A 23,955-nucleotide genomic window follows, 5' to 3' on the forward strand; every position below is an offset into this window, starting at 1 on the left:
GACGATGCCCAATGAAAAAACTTGGAAAGAAAATAAGCAGCGGATTAAGGCAGGCGGGGCGGAAAAGTATCATGAAAAAAATGCCCAAAAGGGGAAATTGTTCGTCCGTGAACGCCTGAGGCTGCTTTTTGACGACGATATCGATGTGGAAGATGCTTTCTTTGCAAACTGTATGGACGAATCACTCCCTGCGGACGGTGTTGTGACGGGAATAGGAAAAATTAACGGCGAAGATGTCTGTGTGATGGCTAACGATTCAACTGTGAAGGCAGGCTCGTGGGGGGCACGAACGGTAGAGAAGATCATACGCATCCAGGAAACAGCAATGAAACTTAATCTGCCGATGCTGTATCTCGTTGATTCCGCAGGAGCACGTATTACAGATCAAATCGATATGTTTCCGAACAGACGCGGAGCCGGTAGAATTTTTCACAATCAAATAAAATTGAGCGGTCGTGTCCCGCAGGTCTGCCTTCTCTTCGGTCCATCTGCAGCAGGTGGGGCTTATATCCCGGCTTTCTGCGACATCGTTGTCATGGTCGATGGTAATGCTTCTATGTATCTTGGATCACCGAGAATGGCAGAGAAAGTTATCGGTGAGAAAGTGTCATTGGAAGAAATGGGCGGGGCAAGAATGCACTGTTCGGTTTCCGGTTGTGGCGATGTTCTCGCCAAAGATGAATCGGAAGCTGTCCAATTTGCAAGGGACTATTTAAGCTACTTCCCGCAGAGCCATAAGGAGCGGCCGAAGAAAAAGACGCCACTTGCACCGGGAGACTTTGACAAATCCATCGGTGACTTGATCCCTTCCAATCAAAATGCGCCCTTTGATATGTATCAGCTGATAGACAGGTTGATTGATGAAGGTTCTTTCTGTGAAATCAAAAAGAAGTTTGCGCCCGAACTCATTACAGGTCTCGCACGAATCGAAGGAAGAAGTGTCGGTGTGATTGCCAACCAGCCGCGTGCAAAAGGCGGTGTCCTGTTTCCTGATTCTGCAGATAAAGCTGCTAAGTTCATTCAGCTATGTGATGCGTTCCATATACCCCTTCTCTTTCTTGCCGATATTCCAGGCTTCATGATCGGAACAAAGGTGGAACGCGCCGGAATCATCCGGCACGGGGCCAAAATGCTGTCTGCCATGAGTGAAGCGACCGTTCCTAAAATATCAGTGATTGTAAGAAAAGCATATGGTGCGGGATTGTATGCTATGGCAGGTCCTGCGTTTGAACCGGATGCATGTCTTGCTCTTCCGTCTGCTCAAATTGCCGTCATGGGACCGGAAGCAGCCGTGAACGCTGTGTATGCAAACAAAATAGCGGAACTTCCGGAAGAGGACCGTCCCGCTTTTATTCAGGAAAAGCAGCAGGAGTATAAGGAGAACATTGATGTATACAGACTGGCATCTGAAATGATCATAGATGATATAGTGGAACCGGATGCACTTCGTTCTGCCTTGGCTATTCGTTTCCAGGCTTACGAACGAAAGGACATCATCTTCACAGAAAGAAAGCACGGTGTTTATCCCGTTTAAAAAAAGCCCCTGATCCTTCTTGGACCAGGGGCTTTTTTTATTCTCTCTCATTCAAATGGGAAGCACCGATCTTCCTTATTTCTTCGACCGTATCCGGATTTTCAAGCGCACTCAAATCACCGGATGAATGATTCAAATATGCGGATTTGATGGCCCTTCTCATCACTTTCGCATTTCTCGTTTTTGGTAAATCTTTGACGAAATGCATGTGCTTCGGGGCAAGCGCTTTGCCAAGTTTCCTTTCCATATATAGCTGCAATTCTTCTAAAAGGACATCTCCTTCTTCGTACAAGGGGGACAAGATGACGAAGGCGACAGGCTCTTCTCCTTTGATTGCATGCGGGACCCCGATGACACCTGCTTCACTAACGGCCTCGTGATCAACAAGGACCGATTCGACTTCAGCAGGACCAAGCCTTTTTCCGGCTACATTGAGGACATCATCCGATCGCCCGGTAATGGTAAAATAACCTTTTTCATCTTTTAAAGCCCAGTCTCCGTGGACCCACGTGTCTTTAAAACGGTTCCAGTAAGTGGATAGATAACGTTTATCATCTTGATAAAAACTATTTGTCATCCCTACCCACGGAGTTTTGATAACCAGCTCTCCTACTTCATTCGTTACAGATTCCCCTCGCTCATTCCATACATCCGCATCCATACCTGGAAGTGCTGCATTGAACGTGACCGGTTGAATCGGCTTGATCAATACATTTCCTAAAATCCCTCCCGAAATTTCCGTACCGCCGGAATAGTTGAAGATCGGTACTTTTTTCTGACCGGCATGCTTAAACAGCCAGTGCCAGGGATCGGGATTCCATGGTTCTCCAGTGGATGCAATGAGCTTCAAAGAGGTTTTATCATGTTGTCGCAGCCACTCTTTCCCGTGCCTCATTAACGAACGGACGAGAGTGGGGGATATTCCTAAGTGAGTCACCTTGTACCGTTCAACCAGTTCCCATAACCGTGAGGGGGCGGGATAGTCCGGTGTTCCTTCGAAAAGGACGACGGAAGCTCCGTTAATCAGGCCTCCATAGACGAGAAAAGGCCCCATCATCCATCCCATATCCGTGTACCAGAACACCGTGTCCCCTGCTCGGACATCCATACAGATACCTGCGTCAAATGCCGCTTTTATCGGAAAACCGGCGTGAGAATGGACAGCTCCTTTTGGTTTTCCAGTCGTTCCTGACGTATAAATAATCATAAAAGGATCGTCTGCATGCATGGGTTCTGTTTTGAAAGCGTTACCATTTTTCCTTAAAGAAGACCACTGTACATCCCTGTAAGGATTCCAGTCGATTTCTATACCTGTCCTTTCTACAACAATAATGTGTTCAAGGGAAGGACAATGATCAGCAGCAAGGTCTGCTTCGTCTTTCATTCGAATCGATTTGCCGCGCCGGAAGAAACCATCCGCAGTAATGAGAGCTTTTGCCTTGGAAGCCTTTAATCTAGACAGAAGTGCTTCTTCCTTGTAACCGGAGAATGCTGGTGAGAAAACGGCGCCTGTTTTGGACAGGGCGAGCATGGCAATCACTGTTTCGGGAATCATCGGCATGTACAGAAGGACATTGTCTCCTTGTGTGATTCCAAGACTATTCAAACCATTTGCAATGCGGTTCACTTCGTCATGGAGCTCTTGGTACGTATAAGAAAGGCGCACACCATCATCACCTTCCCAGTAGAGAGCGACAGCGTTCTTCTTAAAAGGGTTCCCTGCCCATCGATCCAAAGCCAAATGAGCGACATTCATTATACCACCATCAAACCATTTCGGGAACGCAGGACCGGCGGAGAGATCCAGCGTTTTCTTAAATGGGGTGTACCACTCCACTCCAAGCTCGTTTACAACTTCTTTCCAGAACCAGTCGGGGTCTTCTACAGACTTTTGGTGAAAAGAGTCATAATCAGTAAATCCAAGTTTTTTCATCCATTGGAATAACCGGGTAGATTCAGCCTGTGTGGGATCAGGCATCCATACATTTTCGTGCTTGGACATAAGCAAAAACCCCCAGAATTCAGAATTGTCTTTCTTTTTATTATACATGATTAATAAGGATGGAGGAATGTTTGCGCATTTTTCACAAATAATTCCTTGGAAAAGGTTGAAAATTTCTATCATTTTCTATACGGTGGGAAAAGTCATGGGATATTTATCCACGAATGACAAATGTACAATAAAGGAGAGAGAAAGATGTTTGAAGGAGCAATTACTTTGTTGATACTTGGGGTTGTCGGTATCATCGCCATTATAGCGGGGATCATTACCCTGATTATTTTCCGCCTGCGTTACAAGACAGCGAGTTCCAATGAAGCACTGATTGTTACAGGACCGAAGCTCGGGGACCCGGAGCAGGAGAAGAATGTGTTTGAAGACGATAACGGGAGGTCCGTCAAGATCATCCGTGGCGGAGGCTACCGGCTTAGAATGTTCCAAACCGCAACGCCTATTGATCTTACATCCTTCCAGCTGCAGGTAAACTCAGAAAAAGCCTACACAAAAGAAGGGATTCCGGTTCGGGTGGCAAGTACAGCCGTCATCAGTATCGGAAGCGAACTTGCAATTATGGCCAATTTTGCCGAGAAGTTTTTAGGGAAAAAGCAAAAAGAAAGGGAAGAGGAGCTAAAAGACGTCTTAAACGGACATCTTCGTTCCATCATTGCCTCCCTTCCTATTGAAAAAATCTATAACGACTTCAAAGAAGTTAATACACAAGTGAAGAAAATTGCAGAGTCTGATTTAAAGGGAATGGGGTTCGAAATCACTTCATTCGCCTTGAATGACGTCGAGGATGTAGATGTGGAGAATGGTTACATAGATGCACTGGGGCGTCCTCATATTGCGGAAGTGCAGAAAAAAGCCAACATGGCTGAATCCGATGCAACGAAAGAAACACGCATCTATCAGGCGAAGAATGACCAGGAAGCGCAGGATGAAGAAAACCGCCGTTTGACTGCTGTTGCAGAGTCAAGAAAAGAAAAAGATATCAAAGAAGCAGAATTTGAGAAGGAAACAAACCGCGCCAAAGCGAATGCAGAGCAGGCAGGAGAACTGGAACGTCAAAAGCTCGCTCAGCAGATCAAAGAAGAAGAGCTCCAAGTCCAGTATATTGAGAAAAAACGAGCCGTTGAATTAGAAGCGGAAGAAAACAAACGGAGACGGTCGATTGCAGATGCAGAGGCTTATGAAGTAACAAAACGGGCTCAGGCGGAAGCGGATAATGAAAGAATTAAAGGGGAATCAGAAGCAGAAGTCATTCGTCAACGCGGAATTGCAGAAGCGGAGTCGAAAGAACGAATGGCGAAAGCAATGGAGCATTACGGAGAAGCGGCCATAATGGAAATGCTGATCAACGTTCTTCCAGAATACGCAGAAAAAGTTTCTCAGCCGCTCAGTCAAATCAAAGATATGAAAGTGATTGATATGGGGGGACAGGACAGCAAAGGCGGCACTGCAAAAGTTGCCAGCAGTGTTACGTCTACGATGCTCGGTATTCAGGAATCACTGAAGGAAACGACCGGGATGGATTTGAAGGCGATGCTGGAGAGTTATGTGTCCAGAGGTGCTGTCCATTCCTTTCATAAAGAGGAAGAGAAGTACAAAGAAGCGGCTGCTGCAAAGGAAGAAAGGGAAGACGAATCGAATCAGCCGTCAGAACGAGAGAAGAAAACAGAAGATGATGCAAATCAGCATTAAAAAGAGAGGCGCACAGATCTGGAAAGGTCTATGCGTCTTTCTTTTACTTGTTTTTCCTAATAGATACGTTTAAGGGATAGACCGGTTGGGGTATTATAATTCTCAGGCATATAAACAGCATGGTCTTTTATTTCTTACATAGTTCACAAATACTTAGCCAGTAATTAATTGTTTCAAAATTGAATTAATGGTAAAGTCAAAAACGTAGAGACCTTAGGTGCACATGAAAGGTGCATCGGAAGGTTTACTGCGCAAAAAGGAATACGAGTATGCTAGATGTTACTAGGAGGTAGGATTATGAGAATTATTGTAGCAGGGGGAGACGGTTTTTGCGGTTGGCCGACAGCATTATACCTATCCAAGCAAGGTCATGATGTAACCATCGTAGATAATTTAGTACGCAGGAAATATGACGATGAGCTGCGGTCCAATTCCGTGACACCAATCGCCACTCTGGAAGAACGGGTAGCGAAGTGGAAAGAAGTGACCGGTAAAGAAATCAAGACATTTATCGGGGATTTGAATCATTACGATTTCCTGAGCGAAGTATTCCGTCAGACAGAGCCGGAAGCTTTTGTGCATTTCGCCGAACAGCGGTCCGCGCCTTATTCCATGATTGACCGCGAACATGCGGTCTATACTCAATCAAACAATGTCATCGGTAACTTAAACGTGCTGTATGCCATTAAAGAATTTGCACCGGAGTGCCATCTGATTAAACTCGGCACGATGGGTGAATACGGAACACCGAATATTGATATAGAAGAAGGATATATTGAAATAGAACATAAAGGACGTAAAGACCTGCTTCCTTACCCGAAACAGCCGGGTTCTTTCTATCACTTGTCCAAAGTGCACGACAGCCATAACATCATGTTTGCGTGTAAGATTTGGGGAATCCGTGCGACAGACTTGAATCAGGGCATTGTTTACGGTCTACATACCAAGGAGACGGCGCTTGATCCGCTGCTTGTGAACCGAGTAGACTATGACGGCGTCTTCGGTACGGCTCTTAACCGTTTTATCAACCAGGCAGCAATTGGTCATGATTTGACGGTGTATGGAAGCGGAGGGCAGACAAGGGCTTTCCTTAACATCGAGGATACCGTCCGCTGTGTGGAAATTGCAGCAGAGAACCCTGCTGACAAAGGAGAATTCCGTGTATTCAACCAGTTCACAGAGTGGTTTTCCGTCATGGAGCTTGCGGAACGTGTCCAGCAGATAGCGAAAGAAGAAGGACTGAACACAAATGTCCAACAGATTGAAAACCCGCGAATAGAGAATGAAGACCATTATTACAATGCGGTAAATACGAAACTGAAAGACTTGGGTCTGGAACCGCACCTCCTGACAGATGATGTCATCCGGGGCATTCTTAAAACAGCGATCGAACATAAAGACCGTATTATTAAAGAGAACGTATTGCCGTCCATTACTTGGAAGTAGGGAGTTTTCCGCTTTGAAAATCGCCATTATTACCGAAACATTCCTTCCATCCACGGATGGAGTCGTAACAAGATTAAAGGAAGCAATCAAATACCTGATCAACCAAGAGCATGAGGTCATAGTCATTGCTCCGGATCTTGGAGTGACAGAATATGAAGGGGCGATTGTCGAAGGGGTTAAACCGACAACCATGCCTTTTTACAGATCCAAAGAGTTTTCGCTCCCGCAGCGACGCGTAAAGGATCTGCTTATCAAACATGACCCAGACCTCGTCCACGTCGTTAATCCGGCCCTCGTCGGGGTCTCAGGGGTATATTATGCGGACAAATTAAACTACCCGTTGATTGCATCCTATCATACCCATGTACCGAAGTATCTTGATTATTACAGGCTTTATCCATTCAAGCCGCTCGTATGGTGGTATTTCAGGAAGCTTCACAACTATGCAGATGTCAATTTATGTACATCGAGAGCGATTAAACAGGAGCTTGACGATAAGAAGTTCCATAACGTAAGTGTTTGGGATCGGGGGGTGGCTGTGGATCACTATCATCCGCGGCATCGGACTTCTGCGATGAGAGAAAGGCTTTCCGACGGTAATACGGAGAATAAGCTTCTTGTTTTCGTAGGGCGACTGGCGCCTGAGAAGGAGATCCATAAGCTCAAGCCTTTACTTGAATCAAGGGACGATATATCGCTTGCCATCGTAGGGGAAGGGCCTGTCAAAGACCAGCTGGAAAAGACGTTTGAAGGGACCAATACGGTGTTTACAGGGTTGCTCCACGGAGAGGAACTTGCTCAAGCGTTTGCTTCATCGGATGCTTTAATTTTCCCATCTGTAACAGAGACGCTCGGGTTGGTTATTCTTGAAGCGATGGCTTCGGGGCTGCCGGTTGTTGCAGCGAAGAGCGGGCCTACCATGGAACAGGTAGAAGACGGCAGAACAGGCCTGCTGTTTGAAAATGAGAATACAGAAAGCATGATCGCTGCTATTAAGCGTCTGGAAGATGATGATCTGTATGAAGAACTGTGCAGCAACGCAAGAGCTGAAGCAGAGAAATACAGCTGGCAGAAACCATCGGAACAAATTCTTGATTACTATTATGAAACGATAAAAGTTTTCAACGAGAACGAAAGTCCATCGTCCAAAAAAACCAAAATGAAAGTCACAGAGTAATACTCTGTGACTTTTTTCATTGAAACTTAGTAGCAACTCCGAACCTGAAGAATGATACAATCAACAACGGAACATAAGTTCGTGGAAATATAAAACAAAAGTCGTTTAAGATTCTAACTTACAACTTAGTAGCAACTCCGAAAGAAAAATATAAAACACTCAATAAAATGAAAAAAGACCCGGCATACGTGAAATAAAAGGCTGGAAAACTAGGCAGCCGAATTAAAACTTTACTGGATTCTAAAGAAAAAAGCAATGAATAAATGAGGAAGTATGAACGTGGATTTTGTATAGCAGTCATAAAGATGATCTATAGACGGAATAACTAATAAGTGCAACGTCATGATCATTGCTTGGTTAACAAGGAACGATCAACTGATTCATGGAAGAAAAACAAAGCAGATGAGTAATACGAAAAAAACACAATATGAACAAATTGTGTGGTTTAACAAAGTAAAACCAGTAATTGATGCAATTTTGGATCTGTACATTTTTTATCTACATTGTCTCAATATCAAAAGTATACTTAGTTATTGAGACGGAAAGTCATTATTTTGAATGACTCAGTATAATATATATTATGTAAACTAAGAAAATTATTAAAATAAGTAAGCGAGTCATTTGTCTTCTCTCTTTGTTGGTTAACTGCTATAAGAATGATTTGCGAACATTTGTTCCGGGGGCGGTATTTTTGGCACTTAGCATCTTTCATTCCCTTTGTTTTTCTACTGGCGATGAAGTACTCTAAAAGAAATCATAAGTTAAAGGAACGATTCCATGAAAAAACGATTGTTATTTTCCCTTTTAGCTGTTCTGGTGTCCATAATTAGATATATTTCTAAGAACCCCTCCAGCTGCTGCCGACTCGATGCTTCTTTGGTAGAACCTGGTGATTTGTTGTTCTCTCCAATTGGTAAGAAAGAATCATTTTATATCGGACATGTGGGCATCGTAACTGGAGATAATCATGTGCTTCATTCTGTGCCTGCAGGAATTATCCGAGATCCTCTTCCGTATTACTTACAAAAATTTCGTGGGATCGAACGGTACAAACCGAAACAAAAAGATGCGGGCCTGCGTGCTGCGCAGTATATTGATACTCACTATCCCAATCATACACCTGCAGACTACACAATCATGACGACTCTAGGAAGCAGAAGTCACCAGCAGTATTGCAGTAAGATTGTCTGGCAGGCGTATTATTACGGTGCCGGGATTAATCTGGGAAGACAGCCGAAGCTCGCTGTTGCTGTTCATCCACAAGTCTTAAAAGACAGCCGGTATTTTCTTCGAATGGAACGTTTGACATAACAAAAACGCTGCTGTGAAGCGTTACACAGTAGCGTTTTTGTTTAACTCGTTCATGAAAACGGTCTCGGGTAGTATTTCAATGGATGCTCCCTGACTTAACAGCTGTTCAGCTCGTTCAAGTTTTGTTGTTTTTTCTCCATTTAAATAGTTATCATACGTTTTAGATCCCACCACTACATAATTGGTTGTTGACTCAATCTGAGGGTGCCAAACGGCTCCTGCACGTTTGATTTGTTCTACTGCGTCTTGTCTTTTCAACCCATTTAATCTCCCTGTAAAAGCAATCGTACAATCGGCATACGGGTGATTGTGATTTATTTCTTTGGTTGCTGCAGCAAATGTATGGCCAGTAGATTTCCTGGCCTTTTTTCGTTTGTTGATCCGGGCCGGTTCATATCCACCGTCGAAAATCATGCCATTTGTTGTCCCCGTCTTTTCTATTAAGTCTTTGAGGTTTACGGCGCCAAGTTCTTTTTTTGCTTCAAGAAGGATAAAGGCGGAGGCTTTAGCATCTTCCAGGGCATGGTGGTGATGGAAAGCAAAGCCCAGGTGGTCAGCCACGACATTTAATTTGTATTTTGGGAGATCCCATGTTTTTTTTGCAATATTGACGGTACAGTTGTATGCAAGCATAGGATACGGAAGTTGGTAAGCATCGAGCACAGCTCGAAGTACGCCGATGTCAAACGGGGCGTTATGAGCGACCACCAGCTTCCCTTCCACCATCTGCTTTATCTCCCTTTCCCAAAGAATGTCGAACGTTTCGGCATCAGCTACATCCTCCGGAGTAATTCCGTGTACTTGAATATTGATTGGTGCGAAATAATTGTTCTTCGGTTGGACGAGCCTGTAATACTCCTGAACAATTTCTTCATTATCATACTCAACTATTCCGATGGAACAAACGGAAGAGCGTTCTCTGTTGGCTGTTTCAAAATCGAGAGCGATAAAATTCATAAAATGCTCCTTTATTAACGTTTTACCTCTATCATAAAATGAATGCAGCCTCCCCGTCTATCGTCAAGCCTTATTGTATAAATTTGACCTTGCCACTGGAGTCTAAATTGTAAAAAAATATGGGTGCACACAAACTGAAACTCGTGGAAGACCTGGAGAAACACTAGGCGTCGTTTTGATCGCTTTTGATTCAAAATATAAGAACAAGAAACACGAACATTAGTTCTCCCCTTCGCATTTTTGGCATTTTCGGCATGAAACGAATAAAAAACACATCAAATCGATGTGTTTTTTGTGTTAATTTTTATAAACGCTCCATTTTTGTTCGATCGGTGTCCGCGTTTTCGTTTTTGGTTCGTGATCAAAAAAGCCCATGTGGATGAATCCGACAATCTTCTCTCCCTGTTCGACTCCTAATAAACGACGAACTTTCGGTTCATGAATCTGCGGGTTTGTTTTCCATACGACGCCGAGTCCTCTCTCCCATGCCAGCAGCTGGAAATTCTGAAGCAAGCAGCTGATTGCTCCAAAGTTCTCTTCCCATTGTTTCTGTCGCGGGTCCTCTTCCATAACCGCAATTAAAAAGGCAGTCGGCTGGCTGAAATAATTTCTCCTGTTTTCCTGCATGTCTTTAGGGAATGTCTGAACCAGTGATTCAACAAACCCCTCTTTCTCTTCTTCTGGTATGTAGATAAACCTCCAAGGTTCCCTTAAGCCGTGAGTTGGTGCCCAACAGGCATCATCCAGGAGCTCCTTTACTAATTCCTGAGGGACAGGCTCATTGTTGTAGCCGGTTTTTACTGATCGTCGTTCCCTGATAATTTTTGCTAAATCTGATTTAGTCGTTTCCATTATTGTTCCCCTTTATCTGGTTTATGATAAAGATAATGATAATCCTTCTCAATTATAGTGTCAAGCATCCATTTAACTACTGAAGATACTTAAAGATGTATATTTATCTCCATAAAAAAAAAGAACTTCTTTATCCTTATGGATGATTGAAGTTCTTTTTATATTGTTCGGAGTTGCTACTAAGTATTATTCCGAGTGGTGTTTGATGACAGTTTTACCATCTTTAAACTCGATTTTGGACTGTTTCAGCAGCTGTCCCAACGCCCGTTTGAAAGCTGCTTTGCTGATCTGGAACTGATTCCGGATGGCTTCTGGATCGCTCTTATCATTTAGGAACATGACTCCATCGTTTTCTTGGAGAAAATCATAAATGATCTCGGCATCTTCCTTCATGCTTTCCTGCTTCAAAGGTCGTAGAGTCAGATTAATGGTACCATCATCCTTTACGTCGATTACCCTTGCCGTTACTGTTTGTCCAAGCCGAGGCTCTTCCTTTCGCTCACTGGGATGAATAAAGCCTCTGTACCCTTCTCCTGTAAGGACTGCTGAACCTGATTTAGTCGCTTTATACACTCTTGCGGTCACTTCCTGGTTGATCAACGTTTCCGGCGCTTTCTCCAGATCGTCCATGACCTCTTGTTCCGATATTGGTTCTGCTACAAGGCGACCCTTTTTATCGGTTTCCAGACTGACGAACAAATAGTCCCCTTCTTTCGGCCATGCGGATTTCAGTAACGGGAGTTCATCGGAAGATACGAGAATATCCTTACCTTGAAGACCGATATCGACAAATACCCCCATAGGAGCCATGTACTCGACGACTTCTGCCCATCCATAGGAATCCCTTGTGACATCCGGAATATCCATCGTAGCTGTCTCGGTGCCTTTTTTATCCGTGTAAATAAAAGCATCAACGATCTGACCGATTTCCATCTCGCCCTGGATTTCTTCATCAGGTATGATGATTTCCTTCGTTCCGTCAGTGGCCGCAAAACCGCCGGTGATCTTTTTTAGGATCTCTAATTTTTGTATGGTTCCCAGATTTTTATTTTCGCTCATTTTATAGCCATCCTTTATAAACATAATACTCCCTATTATAGCTTACCTTACCCCGTTTTAAAATGGGCTCTTTATGTAAATGCAAATGAAAAGAGCGCGGCACTTGCCGCGCTCTACGCTGGTGATTAATACCACCAAGAAGCTCCTACAATAATGAGGAGAATAAACAATACGACAATCAACGCGAATCCTCCACCATATCCTTTACTCATTCCAAATCCCCCCTTTCTACTGTATATGCAGAAAGGGGCGAATTGGTTTGGGTGAATAATAATAGAGGGGTTCCGCGCATGGTTTACATAAGTTCGGCCAACAGTTCATAGGAACGCTTTTTCTTATTAAAGTCATAGATATTGGTAATCACTAAGAATTCTTCCGTTCCGTATTTTTCTGCTAAAAGGTCAAGCTCCCTTTTTACATGGTGAGGATCTCCTATAATGCAGCGACGCCTGTTGCTGCGAATCTTTTCAATCTCTTTCTCCGTGTACGTACGTGCGCTCGCTTCTTCTACAGAAGCGATTCTCGTTTCTAATCCTTTCTCCACTTCAAGAAGCCACAAATCCTGACTTGCTGCCAGTCTTTCTGCCTCTTCCTGCGTGTCTGCACAAACGACGAAAACACAAACGTTTACTTGCGGCATCTTTAAACTCTTAGAGGGGCGAAAACGTTCTCTGTAGGTACGAACAGCTTCCTCCCCTTTATCAGGACTGATAAAGTGCCCCATCGTAAATCCAGTGCCATATAACGCTGCGTGCTTCGCTCCACGCTCGCTCAAGCCGAGTACCCACATAGACGGTACTGTCTTCGTGGCAGGGCGAGCTGAAACTCCATAATACTCGTGTCCTTTAGGAATATCTCCATGAAGGAACTGCTGCAGCTCCTTTACCTGCCTGGAGAACGAGTGAAGCGGTTTTTCCATTCCATCCGTCAAAGCAAGCCTCGTCCTTTTTCCACCTCCAGGGGAACGACCGACACCAAGATCGATTCTCTCCGGATGGAATGCTTCCAATACCCGGAACGTTTCAGCAACTTTCAATGGACTATACTGCGGCAGGAGCACTCCACCAGATCCAACCCGAAGCCTTCTCGTAGAAGCCGCGATCTGACCAATTAATATCTCCGGTGAAGATCCCGCGAGGCCATTTGTGTTATGATGTTCTGCTACCCAATAACGGTGATAACCCAGTTGTTCCGTATGAACGGCAAGCTGAATCGTTTGCTGCAACGCTTCTTCTGCTGTCTGCCCTTTTGATATAGGACTCTGATCTAAGACACTCAGCCTCATGTGTGCCCCTCCTAACGGTAAACGTCGGACATAATCTTTTTCAAAATAAAAATCTGTTCCTCAAACAAAAGTTTATATCTCTTCTTCAATACGTCGAACTCTTCTTTCCCATCATCCGTAAGGCTGTACCAATACACCTTCTGACGTTTCCGATCATGTGACTTATAGTCTTCCTTCCGGTATAATAACCCCTGCTCTGTCATTTCATGAAGGGTGTCGAGAAGTGTTGAAGGCGCCGGTACCCAATTGTTGGTCAACTGTTTAAATTCGGCCTTGAAATGCTCACTGATCATCGGTTGACGGAGTTGCAGAAGGTGCATAATATAGAACTTGGTGAACTGAGCAGCACTCATGTTCAAAGCGAATCGCTTCGGATTGTTTTTGTGTGACAATGGTTCCACCTCCATTGATTGCATTGCTTGTTACTATTTTACAATAAATGAGGGGTCTTTTGTCGACTATTACGCACATTCGTTCGCTTATTGTATGTTTTTTTATTTCATTCGGAGTTGCTACTAAGTTTTAAGTGGGATGATTATTGAAAACGAAAGCCGATTTTTCCGAAATTACCGCTGTTCTTTAAATACTCAAATGCCTCAACAGGTTGATCGGGCTTAAACAGCTTGTCTACCTGAGGATGAATGTCATTCTCTTCAATGAATGAAAGCATTTCCCGGAACTCCTCCGCACTTCCCATGGTTGATCCGAGAATGTTTTGCTGAGCATAAAAAAACTTCCGGATATCAATGGTTACTTCATCCTCCGTCGTCGCTCCAAAAGTAACAAGCGTTCCTCCTTTTCTCAGGACCTCCAACGATTTATGGAATGTAGCCTTGCCGATGCTTTCGATAGACAAATCAATCGTTTCTTCCGCGAGCTCCTCTTTCCAATCGCTTTCTGTCATAACTGCAGCATCTGCACCGATCGCAAGCGCTGCCTCCAGCTTTTCTTTCGAACGGGATGTTACGATAACACGAGCTCCTTTCGCTTTGGCGAATTTAAGAGCAAAGGTAAGGACACCACTTCCGATGCCGGGTAACAACACCGTCTGACCTGCTTTAATTTGCCCCCTGGTCACTAAAGCGCGGTAGGCTGTAAGAGCAGCTAATGGAAGAACTCCGGCTTCTTCGAAAGATAGATGCGACGGTTTCTTTTCTACGTGTGCTTCGGAACAGCAGTAATATTCAGCAAATGCTCCATGATCCGGCAACCCTACAATTTCAAACCCTTCCGGAGGATATTCGCTTTTCTTTTCCCAACCGAGACCAGGATTAATAACTACTTCGTCCCCCTCTCGAAATCGCTGTACATCCTCTCCAACCGCTTCGATAACTCCCGAGGCATCAGATCCGGGAATTAATGGCGCATCCGTTCCTTTATGCCTCTTTGTAACCACAGCTACATCTCTTCTGTTCATACCTGCTGTATGTACCTTAATTAATACATCCTTACCTGTCGGCCGCTCCATATTCATTTCCTTATATTGAAGACCTTCCAAACCATCTTTTCGTTCGTGGACAATTGCTTTCATAATTAACGTACCCCTTTCCGTGTCAAGATGCTATTAGTCTACCAAGAAGGAACCGTGGATCCAACTATATTGACTCCAAAATAAAAAGCCCTTTGTCGGTGATAGACAAAGGGCTTGATATTATAAAAGATAGAAGATAGCTGTAAAAAGAAGGGGCAACACTTCCGTTTTAGTCAGCTAGAACTTGAACTTTTACTGTCTTGCGTCCGAAATCAAGTGCAGAAGCACGATCCTTCATGTAAACATCAATTTTGTTTCCGTTGATAGCTCCGCCGGTGTCTCCAGCAATCGCTGTACCATAACCTTCTACATACACCTTAGAACCAAGCGGGATAACGTTAGGGTCAACGGCGATTACTTTAAGGTCAGGATTCGCTTTCAAGTCGATTCCTGTTGCCGTTACACCGCTGCATCCAGCACAGTTTGCTGTGTAAGCAGTAGCAGAAGCAGTGATTTCTTTGACTACATCATTGCTTGTACCTTTATTGGAAGTGTTTGTCTGAACAGCTTCTTTTGTACTCTCTTTAGGTGCACTTGCCTCTTTTGGTGCGCTCGTTTCTTTCGGCGCACTTGCTTCCGGCTGTTCCGTTGTGTTAGGAGCAGATGCTTTTGGCTGGACAGATGCCTGACCGTCTACTTTGAATTGGTCACCAGGGTAAATGAGGGTGGAAGATAGGTTGTTCCACGCCATCAACTGATCTACGGAAATATTGAATTTTTGGCTAATGGCGAACAACGTATCTCCGGACTTCACTGTGTACGTGGATGCGTTCGAAGATTTAGGAGATGTAGAGTTCGTTGCGTCATTGGATACTGTTAACGTTTGATTAGGATAGATGATATTAGAATTCAAGCCGTTCCAAGATTTCAAATCATTTACAGATACGTTATGTTTTTGTGAAATACTCCAAAGGGTGTCACCCTTGTTGATACTATATTCTTCGGCACTGACAGATGTCGCAAATGCACCGGTAAGTGCTACGGTAGCTGCAACAGAAAATACGGTTTTTTTCATGAGATTCTGCCTCCTCTTGTTTGGTCGATCACCTTCGTACTTGCCCCGTGATCAGGTCACATTTACAAGAATACCAGAATCTTCATGGATTTTAAGAACAAACAAGCAACAGTTTGATTGCAAAGATAACATCTATATTTCAGTCCCATTACAAAAAGGGCATTCGTAGCATGAAAATGCCAAAAATACCCTCATAGAGCCTTTTATCGACAGAATTTACGGAATATATTTTCTTTTTTCTTACATTATTGATACCACGACTGTAAGAAATAAAACATAATTTATCAAAAAAAAGCACCTGTCTTATTGCTAAGAACAGATGCTTTCTCTCTATTAAGCGTACATTTTTTTAACTTGCTTTTGAACTTCCGCATCTTCCAGAAACTCATCATAGCTCATCTCTTTGTCTACAATACCGTTAGGAGCCACTTCGATAATGCGGTTGGCAATCGTCTGAATGAACTCATGGTCATGGGAAGCGAAAAGGATGGAACCTTTAAAGTTAATCAACCCTTTGTTCAATGCTGTAATAGATTCCAAATCAAGGTGGTTGGTCGGTTCATCCAACAGAAGAACGTTCGAACCGGAAAGCATCATTTTGGAAAGCATACAACGTACTTTCTCTCCCCCGGACAAGACTTTCGCCTTTTTCAACGCTTCTTCTCCAGAAAACAGCATCCTACCGAGGAAACCACGCAGGAATGTTTCTGTTTCATCCTCTGGCGAATACTGGCGCAGCCATTCAACAAGGCTGAGCTCCGAGCCTTCAAAGAATTCAGAGTTATCCTTAGGGAAATAGCTTTGTGAAGTTGTGATCCCCCACTTATAGGTTCCTTCATCCGGTTCCATTTCACCCGTCAGAATTTGGAACAACGTCGTTTTCGCCACTTCATTGGAACCGACGAAGGCAACTTTATCATCTTTGTTCAAAGTGAAGCTGATCCCGTCCAGCACTTTGACGCCGTCTATAGTTTTTGTAAGGTTTTCTACCGTCAACAAGTCATTCCCGATTTCCCTATCCGCTTGGAAAGCGATGTAAGGATATTTCCTTGAAGAAGGCTGAATATCATCTAATGTAATTTTCTCCAGCAGCTTCTTCCTGGACGTCGCTTGCTTCGATTTAGAAGCGTTCGCACTGAAACGAGCGATAAATTCCTTCAAATCGTTAATCTTTTCTTCCTTTTTCTTGTTTTGTTCCTGAGCCATTTTGAGAGCCAGCTGGCTGGATTCATACCAGAAATCATAGTTGCCTACATAAATCTGGATCTTACCGAAATCAAGGTCTGCAATATGTGTACAAACATTGTTCAGGAAGTGGCGGTCGTGGGATACGACAATGACCGTATTTTCAAAACCGATGAGGAAATCTTCCAGCCATTGAATCGCTTTAATGTCCAGGTGGTTGGTAGGCTCATCCAGAAGAAGGACATCCGGATTTCCAAAAAGAGCTTGTGCAAGAAGCACTTTCACTTTATCAGAGCCCTCCAGCTCACTCATCTTCTTCTCATGAAGATCTTCATCGATCCCAAGCCCCTTGAGAAGGCGGGCAGCATCAGAATCCGCTTCCCAACCATTCATTTCAGCGAATTCTCCTTCGAGTTCCGCTGCACGCATACCGTCTTCTTCGGTGAAGTCGCCCTTCATATAAATGGCATCTTTCTCTTTCATCACTTCATACAAACGGGCATGCCCCATAATAACGGTTTCGAGTACGGCGTAATCGTCATATTCGAAATGGTTCTGCTTCAAGACAGCAAGGCGCTGATCTTTCTTCAGCGATACTTCTCCCGTCTGCGGTTCGATCTCTCCGCTCAAAATTTTCAGAAACGTTGATTTCCCTGCACCATTCGCACCGATAAGTCCATAACAGTTACCAGGCGTGAACTTTATATTGACATCTTCGAACAGCTTTTGATCTCCGAAACGAAGACTCACATTGTTTACATTCAGCATAAATTAATCCTCCAGTGTTAACGTAGTAGACCATTAAGAATTATAACATTCATCCCCTCGGAATGAACAGAAGAAAAGAAAAGCGATTGCTCCATGGCAACCGCTTTTCTTTATGATTGGGATTTATAGTAGAGACTGTTATTTTCCACAACCTGAAGGACTTTATTTTCTTCCTCCATCGGGCTGCCGCACATAGGACACTTCTTATCATCATTCGTTCTAAAGTTATCTCTCATCCAACAGTTACAATCATCGGATGTACACACCCAGATTTTTGTATCTTCTTCTTTGATTTCAGCCTGGTTTTTTTTACCGAAAGCCATGATGTAGCCTCCTTTAGACTTGAAATGATATAAAAGAGACTGACCCGAAAAGCCAGTCTCTTTATATTTGTGTTTTTATATTTTTGTTACGTTTGCAGCCTGTGGCCCGCGGTTTCCTTCTGTAACTTCAAACTCTACAGCTTGACCTTCTTCAAGAGATTTGAAGCCTTCTTCGTTGATCGCGCTGAAGTGTACGAATACATCGTCTTCGCCCTCAACTTCGATGAAACCGAAACCTTTTTCCGCGTTGAACCACTTAACTGTACCTGTTTTCATAGGGATGGATCCTCCAATATTTCTAAAATTAATATGCGTTCATTCATGAAAATCACATATTATGAAAAGTACCCTAAAAAGGATCACTCTTTATAACATGTATTTTCTTAAATTTGGCAAATGGAAACCTTGTCTAAACTATACTATGACTCACCGGTGAAGTCAAGTATAGACGCCTCGCGCCCCTGCTTATTACATTATATCCATGAAGGCGTATTTTATTCCATTCTTTCTATAATTCCACAAGCAATTCTCTTTCCCGCGTTTCCACTCGGCTGCGATTGGTAATCGTCGGGACCTTGATGGATGATGATCGCCTTACCGATCACATCCTCTACTCGAAAACGATCGGTAAAGAAAATCATTCTTGCTCTGCCTTCATTGGAAAACAGAACTGGAAAATCACCTGCGTGGTTTCCATGAGGCTCATTGTCCGGATTCCAGTGGCCTCCCGCAGATGCAAAAGGTTCTTTGCCATCTCCGATCTCACAAACACCTTTTTCATGGATGTGGAACCCGTGCGGGCCGATTTGTGCTCCGTTCTTCGACGCCTGGAAAGCCGGCAGTCCTTCTACTTGAACAAAAACTTCCACGCCGTAAGGCATCTGATAGAATTGAACCGCCCCTTTTAAGTCCGGAGCAAGTGGACTTGCAAGCAGGGACGCCTGTGCCGTTTCAGATGCATACGTCTGACGATACATGCCTTGTCCCTGATAAGGATGGGAATATGGATACATATATACGTCACCTCCCTTTCCTTAGCATTCTATGCTGATTGATCCATCATCATGAATTTATTATAAAAAAACGGCCCCCGTCAGACGGCAGACCGTTTCTCATTTATTTTAATTGCTTATAAACTGCTTCGAGATGGGCTACATCAATAGGGTTTTCCAACGGGTACAACAGTCGGTCAAAACTATCCTGCGTCTGATGCATCCACTCGCTCTGGAATTGCATAAACAATTGGTCCCACTGCTCTTGGTAATGCCTTGTTACAATGCCGCTTTGGCCACCGATCGAATCGCTTAATGCATCTCTAATATAGGAGAGAAGCGTGTCCCTCAGTGCTTCTTTTTCATTACGTTCGAAGAAGGCTCTCGTGCTCTTGACTGCTTTTTTCGATTCTTTCTCGGCTTGCGGATCGATGTGAAGGTCGGCATGAATGGCTGGGAGAGGAACATCCGGCCATTCCGGCTGTTCTAAGTGGATACTTTCTTTGACCTGTTTAAGATCCTGATTAACCTTCATCATGTGGCTGGCAGTTAACTCCCTGAGTGTCTGTTCCATCCGTAGACATACAGCTTTCAGTTCCTGATTCAATTCAAATTCCACCGCTTCTGTATGTTTCCGGTATGCTTCTAAAGCCTGTTCTCTCATATCCTGCCCCCGGCCGTTGATTACGGCAGGATTGAAAAACTGTTTAAAGAAATCGTTGTAATTAAGCAGCATCCGCTCCTGGACATAATGCAGTTGCTTCGCCACTTTATTACGAACCGCCTCTTTCGCTCCAACCGGCTCCTCCTTATAGAACAGAGCCAGCGCAGAAGCCTTTTGTCTTTCCAACAACCGTTTCTCTTCTTTCCTTTGTCCTTCATTCATCCGGCTCGTTGATATAAACGCCTCGACCATCTGCTTAGCTGTTGAAACATCCGCTTCCATCGATTGAATCAAAACGGAAGCAAGCTCTTCATTCAGGAAACTTCGAAACTTTGCTTCAAAAGCTTCCATTCCAGATGACAAATGTTCCTTCTGTTGCTTTTCTTTCAAGGCGAGCAGGCTTGAGACGGAATAGAGCCGCGGTTTACGGATTTGGAAACCAAGCAGCTGCTCTTTCATGTACATCTCGACCTGCTGAAGTTCCTCCTCGGACGCTGCTAAATCTGCCGCATTCAGAAGGAAGAACATCTTATCCATGGCAAAACTGTCCTTCACCCTGCCGAGCTGCGTCAAAAAGGATTGATCCGCTTGAGAGAATGGGTGGTTATAATAAGTAACGAACAAAACAGCATCTGCATCCTTAATGTATTTAAAACTAACATCTGTGTGCCTTGCATTTACGGAGTCTGCGCCGGGCGTATCAACAAGCGTGATTCCCGCCTTTGTCCAAGCACAATCATAAAACAATTCCATGGATTCAATGAAGCAGGACTTCTTTTCATCTGCTACGTAACTTGTAAACTCGTCAAAGGGAGCTTCCATGCGTGTCCCCAAATATTCCCTCATCTCATGGTAGCCTTGCATGAATGCCTCCAGGAAAGAAAGCTGCTTCTGGTCCAAAAGATCACTCTGCGTCCCTTTCTGCCTTACTTCCTCATATAGAAGATCGAGTGTCTCTCTCTGAAGCCCCATCCGTCTCCTGATATCCGCAAGGTCTTCCATCATCTCTTTTTCATTTTTAACGTACACATCAAGCGTCCGATCAGGTTTTTCTATAGACGGTGGGGAAATCTTATTAATCGTTGCCGTTGTTGGATTCGGCGATACAGGCAGGACCGATTCACCAAGCAGCGCATTGGCAAAAGACGATTTCCCTGCACTGAATGCGCCGAATAAAGCGATGGTAAAGGATCGGTTCTTGAGTCTTTCCCGCTTCCTTTGCAGTTGTTCACGGAGACTTTGGAGTCCATCGAGCGGTGCAATGGCATTAATCGTCCGGTCGACTCGTTCTAGCGTTGCATGCATCATACTGGAGGAAGATGTGCGATCCTGATCGGAAAAATCCTCCCCAGCTTCTGTTTCCTGTCGACTCTTCCGCGTAATCCTGACTCCCGCCGTTTCACCTTTTATCCGCTTCCTTCTGTTCTCTAAATCCTTTTCCACCTTCGCTTCTACACTGGATGTGATACTTCCCGTGAAATGGGATCGAAGGCTGTTTTCATAGGACTCGATTTCCGCTTCCTGCGAACGTATTGTTTGATTAATGTGCTGAATTTCTTCATAAGCGGCAAACGCTTCTTCGTGTTTGTCTTTCCATTCCTGCTGCTGCCTCTTAAGTGCTGCCTCCCATTCCCTTTTCCATGCACCGACATAAGTTTTCATTTCCTGTCGGATATCTTTAGCGATTTGATCTGTATAAAGCAGCACATATGCGCCGGTAACGGATGCACCGCTTTCCACTAAAGAACGAAGTCGCTCCTTAGGATATTGGAAATCCATATTCTGTACCTGACTCACCAATTCTGGTGCACGCAGGCCTTGTGTATCGATGATCGACAGCATCCGTTCCCGCAGAGGCCATTGCAGATTCTCTTGAATGGATGCGTTCAATTTTTCATAAAATGTTTCTTCCCGTCTTTTTCGTTCCTCCTCCGTTTTCTTCCCGGAGAAAAGAAGGCCTACTTTAAAGTTCGGCTGCAGTGCCTCGAGAAAAGCTTCTGCGTATTCCCGAAGAGAACTGGGCATTAAATACGCATTAGGAAGGAAGTTCAAGATACGTTCCTCAAATGTTTCCATTCCTCTGTTTAGAAGGTCTTCTGTCTCATGGAAGATACCTTCGTCCACAGGGCTGTTTTCCACTTGATCCAACAGCGTCTGCTTCCGCTCTTTTAGATCTGCGAGGAAGGAGGAACGTTCTTCCTTATATGTACGAACGCTTTCCTCCATGATCATTTCGGCTTCCATCACGGCCTGATGAGAACCTTTGGAAGGACCGAGGTCAAAAAGGGCACGGAAATGTTGAGATAGTTCTGCCCAATCACTCTCCGGATGGAACGAATCCCGCATTGTCGTATAAAATACAGCTTCCGGATGAATCCCCCATGTTTTCAGGGCTGCCTCGATGCTCCGTTTGTATGATTCGAACGTCAACTCTTTTTCTTTGTGTTTATCGATCTGATTAATGACGAGAGAAAAGGGTTTCTTTCTACGCTGCATTTCGTCAAGAAACTGCAGATTAACTTCAGACTGGACGTGGTTGTAATCCATCACGTAGTACATGTAATCCATTTTATGCAAAGAGGCTTCCGTGATCAGTCGATCGGCATCATTAGTAGAGTCCACTCCTGGTGTATCAACAACAGATACATGGGAGGGCAGTCCTCCTTCCGGCCTCTGAATCGTCAGTTCCTTCACCGCATCTCCATCTCTGCATAAATCCTTTACCATATCCATAGAAATTTTTTCTTCATAACATACAGGATCTTCCTGATCAAAAAATACAATTGTCTTTTCTGACCCCGTTTTTAACCGGACAATGTTTGCACTGGTGGGGATGGGACTGGAAGGGAGCAGTTCATGGCCGAGAAGGCGGTTGATCAGCGTCGATTTACCGGCTGAAAAATGGCCGGCAAAGCCGATTATTGTTTCCTCTTCCTTCACCTTTTCTATCAAGTCCAAGAGTTTGACAGCAGAGGCTGCATCCCCTTCCTGATATAAATAGTCGTACACATGCATTAGTTGGTCTAATTTAGAATCCGTCATCGTTGTCATCTCCAAACTCCTTTTCCCGTACATTCTCCCATCATTTTACTCTGAAATCGCTCTCTTACTCAAGAGGGAAATCATCGATGTACGGGATGGGCTCCTGTGTATCCACATGCCCAAGGACTTTTTTTACACGGATTCTTTTCCCGTTCATGAATTCTCCAAAGTCGAAAGAAACCCCGCTGGTATCCCCGCCCAAACCAAAACGAACGATTTTATCTCTGGGTTGATAACTGCATGTATGGATGGTTCCGGACCACTGAGAATAGCGTTTTGAAAATATCGGTCCTGTCGTATCGTTCAAAAAGCGGAAGGCCTCTTCTCCGTTCATTCTTTTTTGCGCATCCATGAGATGACCTAGACGCTCATGCGAATCCGATAAGTGCCTTCGGTTTTCATTTTCCAAATGAAGAAAATGATTGGTACAAACTAGTGCCTCATGAATGCGGACACCTCGCGGGGAACCTTCAATTGTTTTAGTCACACCATTGCAATCTGTTACCACGTAATTAAAGGAGTGGCGGTGAGGGAGCCTCTTCAGCATGTCGACGGCCTCTTCTGTCGTTCTGCACGTCTCAAGTATGATTCTGGTCAATGTGCAGCAAATAAACCCGTCACCAGGATGAACACGGTTGACAAAGTTGTAGCCGATACACAATCCGTAGGCGTTCATTCCATCCGTACGACCTAGAATTCTCTGTCCGGGTCCGATGGTGGGAGTCCCTTTTGTTGGAGCATAAATAAGAAACCTGCCTTCATATGTTTTCGGATGATAGTCATAATTTCGTGTAAAAAAGGAATCGCCTGTCAAAATCGAACAGCCGGACTTATCCCATTCCTGCTGCCACCCGCTGTATTCGTGCACGACATCATCCACGGACCATTTAAGTCCCTCTGCGAGACCGAGCAGTTCTTCCCATAAAGGAGGAAAAAACTCATCCAGCAAATGCTTGACCACTGATTTTTCAGACTTATAATGCCGAACGGAACGAGGACGCCGATTCTTATGGTAGTTCAAAAGACGGGACGATTGTAACCCGCGGCCCTGTTCATATCCGAAATCCCCGTATCCCCCCCGAAAAGCAAAAACGTCCGTATAAATATCCTTCAT

General features: G+C 44.3%; 20 protein-coding genes. 5 read left to right on the plus strand and 15 right to left on the minus strand.

The window, feature by feature from the left end; genetic code table 11:
* Positions 1 to 4 precede the first annotated feature (4 nt).
* A complete protein-coding gene (locus tag AXG56_RS05020) occupies positions 5 to 1,534 on the plus strand; it encodes an acyl-CoA carboxylase subunit beta (protein ID WP_026577409.1) in 1,530 nt (509 codons plus the stop codon).
* Positions 1,535 to 1,571: 37 nt separating this feature from the next.
* Here the strand turns inward: AXG56_RS05020 and AXG56_RS05025 are convergent, their stop codons facing one another.
* Positions 1,572 to 3,536 carry an AMP-binding protein gene (locus AXG56_RS05025; RefSeq protein WP_062513462.1) on the minus strand — a complete coding sequence of 655 codons (1,965 nt, stop codon included), beginning with the start codon at positions 3,534 to 3,536 and terminating at the stop codon, positions 1,572 to 1,574.
* A gap of 195 nt (positions 3,537 to 3,731) precedes the next feature.
* Here AXG56_RS05025 and AXG56_RS05030 point away from each other — a divergent pair, with 195 nt between their 5' ends.
* From AXG56_RS05030 to AXG56_RS19285, 4 genes are all read left to right on the plus strand, one after another.
* The gene (locus tag AXG56_RS05030; protein WP_026577407.1) at positions 3,732 to 5,234 is read left to right on the plus strand and encodes a flotillin family protein; all 1,503 of its coding nucleotides are present in this window, start codon (positions 3,732 to 3,734) and stop codon (positions 5,232 to 5,234) included.
* A gap of 297 nt (positions 5,235 to 5,531) precedes the next feature.
* A complete protein-coding gene (locus tag AXG56_RS05035; RefSeq protein WP_008638163.1) occupies positions 5,532 to 6,680 on the plus strand; it encodes an NAD-dependent epimerase/dehydratase family protein in 1,149 nt (382 codons plus the stop codon).
* Between the two features lie 13 nt (positions 6,681 to 6,693).
* Entirely contained in the window at positions 6,694 to 7,857 is a 1,164-nt protein-coding gene (locus AXG56_RS05040) for a glycosyltransferase family 1 protein (protein ID WP_062513464.1), read from the plus strand.
* A 777-nt stretch (positions 7,858 to 8,634) separates the two neighbouring features.
* On the plus strand, positions 8,635 to 9,168 hold the full coding sequence (locus AXG56_RS19285; RefSeq protein ID WP_153017405.1) for a YiiX/YebB-like N1pC/P60 family cysteine hydrolase: 534 nt from the start codon (positions 8,635 to 8,637) through the stop codon (positions 9,166 to 9,168).
* 21 nt (positions 9,169 to 9,189) lie between these two features.
* Here AXG56_RS19285 and AXG56_RS18995 read toward each other — a convergent pair whose 3' ends face one another.
* The 14 genes from AXG56_RS18995 to AXG56_RS05115 form a co-directional block, all read right to left on the minus strand.
* The gene (locus tag AXG56_RS18995; protein ID WP_064503471.1) at positions 9,190 to 10,125 is read right to left on the minus strand and encodes an exonuclease domain-containing protein; all 936 of its coding nucleotides are present in this window, start codon (positions 10,123 to 10,125) and stop codon (positions 9,190 to 9,192) included.
* A 297-nt stretch (positions 10,126 to 10,422) separates the two neighbouring features.
* Positions 10,423 to 10,977 carry a nitroreductase gene (locus tag AXG56_RS05055; RefSeq protein WP_008640036.1) on the minus strand — a complete coding sequence of 185 codons (555 nt, stop codon included), beginning with the start codon at positions 10,975 to 10,977 and terminating at the stop codon, positions 10,423 to 10,425.
* Between the two features lie 186 nt (positions 10,978 to 11,163).
* Entirely contained in the window at positions 11,164 to 12,036 is an 873-nt protein-coding gene (locus AXG56_RS05060; protein ID WP_026577405.1) for a S1 RNA-binding domain-containing protein, read from the minus strand.
* A gap of 125 nt (positions 12,037 to 12,161) precedes the next feature.
* A complete protein-coding gene (locus AXG56_RS05065; protein ID WP_008640034.1) occupies positions 12,162 to 12,248 on the minus strand; it encodes a YjcZ family sporulation protein in 87 nt (28 codons plus the stop codon).
* An 83-nt stretch (positions 12,249 to 12,331) separates the two neighbouring features.
* Positions 12,332 to 13,321 (minus strand): LLM class flavin-dependent oxidoreductase, encoded by a 990-nt coding sequence (locus AXG56_RS05070; RefSeq protein WP_062513468.1) that lies wholly within the window; start codon positions 13,319 to 13,321, stop codon positions 12,332 to 12,334.
* Positions 13,322 to 13,332: 11 nt separating this feature from the next.
* Positions 13,333 to 13,713 carry a PadR family transcriptional regulator gene (locus AXG56_RS05075; protein WP_008640031.1) on the minus strand — a complete coding sequence of 127 codons (381 nt, stop codon included), beginning with the start codon at positions 13,711 to 13,713 and terminating at the stop codon, positions 13,333 to 13,335.
* 143 nt (positions 13,714 to 13,856) lie between these two features.
* Positions 13,857 to 14,852 (minus strand): zinc-binding dehydrogenase, encoded by a 996-nt coding sequence (locus tag AXG56_RS05080; RefSeq protein WP_026577403.1) that lies wholly within the window; start codon positions 14,850 to 14,852, stop codon positions 13,857 to 13,859.
* A gap of 169 nt (positions 14,853 to 15,021) precedes the next feature.
* Positions 15,022 to 15,867 (minus strand): LysM peptidoglycan-binding and 3D domain-containing protein, encoded by an 846-nt coding sequence (locus tag AXG56_RS05085; protein WP_062513469.1) that lies wholly within the window; start codon positions 15,865 to 15,867, stop codon positions 15,022 to 15,024.
* A 333-nt stretch (positions 15,868 to 16,200) separates the two neighbouring features.
* Complete coding sequence (locus AXG56_RS05090) at positions 16,201 to 17,820, minus strand: ABC-F family ATP-binding cassette domain-containing protein (protein ID WP_008640025.1); 1,620 nt, start codon at positions 17,818 to 17,820, stop codon at positions 16,201 to 16,203.
* Positions 17,821 to 17,930: 110 nt separating this feature from the next.
* Positions 17,931 to 18,143, minus strand: a complete 213-nt coding sequence (locus tag AXG56_RS05095; RefSeq protein ID WP_026577401.1) for a cold-shock protein — start codon at positions 18,141 to 18,143, stop codon at positions 17,931 to 17,933.
* A gap of 75 nt (positions 18,144 to 18,218) precedes the next feature.
* Positions 18,219 to 18,419: a cold-shock protein gene (locus tag AXG56_RS05100; protein WP_008640023.1), complete on the minus strand. Its 201-nt coding sequence runs from the start codon at positions 18,417 to 18,419 to the stop codon at positions 18,219 to 18,221.
* A 218-nt stretch (positions 18,420 to 18,637) separates the two neighbouring features.
* Positions 18,638 to 19,156 (minus strand): superoxide dismutase family protein, encoded by a 519-nt coding sequence (locus AXG56_RS05105; RefSeq protein ID WP_008640021.1) that lies wholly within the window; start codon positions 19,154 to 19,156, stop codon positions 18,638 to 18,640.
* A gap of 103 nt (positions 19,157 to 19,259) precedes the next feature.
* Complete coding sequence (locus AXG56_RS05110) at positions 19,260 to 22,850, minus strand: dynamin family protein (protein ID WP_062513471.1); 3,591 nt, start codon at positions 22,848 to 22,850, stop codon at positions 19,260 to 19,262.
* 55 nt (positions 22,851 to 22,905) lie between these two features.
* Complete coding sequence (locus tag AXG56_RS05115) at positions 22,906 to 23,955, minus strand: C45 family peptidase (protein WP_062513472.1); 1,050 nt, start codon at positions 23,953 to 23,955, stop codon at positions 22,906 to 22,908.

Source organism: Halobacillus sp. KGW1 (assembly GCF_001592845.1).
Lineage (GTDB): Bacteria > Bacillota > Bacilli > Bacillales > Halobacillaceae > Halobacillus.

Coding starts and splice junctions, on each gene's coding strand:
- AXG56_RS18995 (WP_064503471.1), bottom strand. CDS start 10,125: ATGAATTTTATCGCTCTCGATTTTGAAACAGCCAACAGAGAACGCTCT.
- AXG56_RS05085 (WP_062513469.1), bottom strand. CDS start 15,867: ATGAAAAAAACCGTATTTTCTGTTGCAGCTACCGTAGCACTTACCGGT.
- AXG56_RS05080 (WP_026577403.1), bottom strand. CDS start 14,852: ATGAAAGCAATTGTCCACGAACGAAAAGATGGTTTGGAAGGTCTTCAA.
- AXG56_RS05110 (WP_062513471.1), bottom strand. CDS start 22,850: ATGACAACGATGACGGATTCTAAATTAGACCAACTAATGCATGTGTAC.
- AXG56_RS05100 (WP_008640023.1), bottom strand. CDS start 18,419: ATGAAAACAGGTACAGTTAAGTGGTTCAACGCGGAAAAAGGTTTCGGT.
- AXG56_RS19285 (WP_153017405.1), top strand. CDS start 8,635: ATGAAAAAACGATTGTTATTTTCCCTTTTAGCTGTTCTGGTGTCCATA.
- AXG56_RS05070 (WP_062513468.1), bottom strand. CDS start 13,321: ATGAGGCTGAGTGTCTTAGATCAGAGTCCTATATCAAAAGGGCAGACA.
- AXG56_RS05030 (WP_026577407.1), top strand. CDS start 3,732: ATGTTTGAAGGAGCAATTACTTTGTTGATACTTGGGGTTGTCGGTATC.
- AXG56_RS05035 (WP_008638163.1), top strand. CDS start 5,532: ATGAGAATTATTGTAGCAGGGGGAGACGGTTTTTGCGGTTGGCCGACA.
- AXG56_RS05105 (WP_008640021.1), bottom strand. CDS start 19,156: ATGTATCCATATTCCCATCCTTATCAGGGACAAGGCATGTATCGTCAG.
- AXG56_RS05020 (WP_026577409.1), top strand. CDS start 5: ATGCCCAATGAAAAAACTTGGAAAGAAAATAAGCAGCGGATTAAGGCA.
- AXG56_RS05095 (WP_026577401.1), bottom strand. CDS start 18,143: ATGGCTTTCGGTAAAAAAAACCAGGCTGAAATCAAAGAAGAAGATACA.
- AXG56_RS05115 (WP_062513472.1), bottom strand. CDS start 23,955: ATGAAGGATATTTATACGGACGTTTTTGCTTTTCGGGGGGGATACGGG.
- AXG56_RS05090 (WP_008640025.1), bottom strand. CDS start 17,820: ATGCTGAATGTAAACAATGTGAGTCTTCGTTTCGGAGATCAAAAGCTG.
- AXG56_RS05065 (WP_008640034.1), bottom strand. CDS start 12,248: ATGAGTAAAGGATATGGTGGAGGATTCGCGTTGATTGTCGTATTGTTT.
- AXG56_RS05060 (WP_026577405.1), bottom strand. CDS start 12,036: ATGAGCGAAAATAAAAATCTGGGAACCATACAAAAATTAGAGATCCTA.
- AXG56_RS05025 (WP_062513462.1), bottom strand. CDS start 3,536: ATGTCCAAGCACGAAAATGTATGGATGCCTGATCCCACACAGGCTGAA.
- AXG56_RS05055 (WP_008640036.1), bottom strand. CDS start 10,977: ATGGAAACGACTAAATCAGATTTAGCAAAAATTATCAGGGAACGACGA.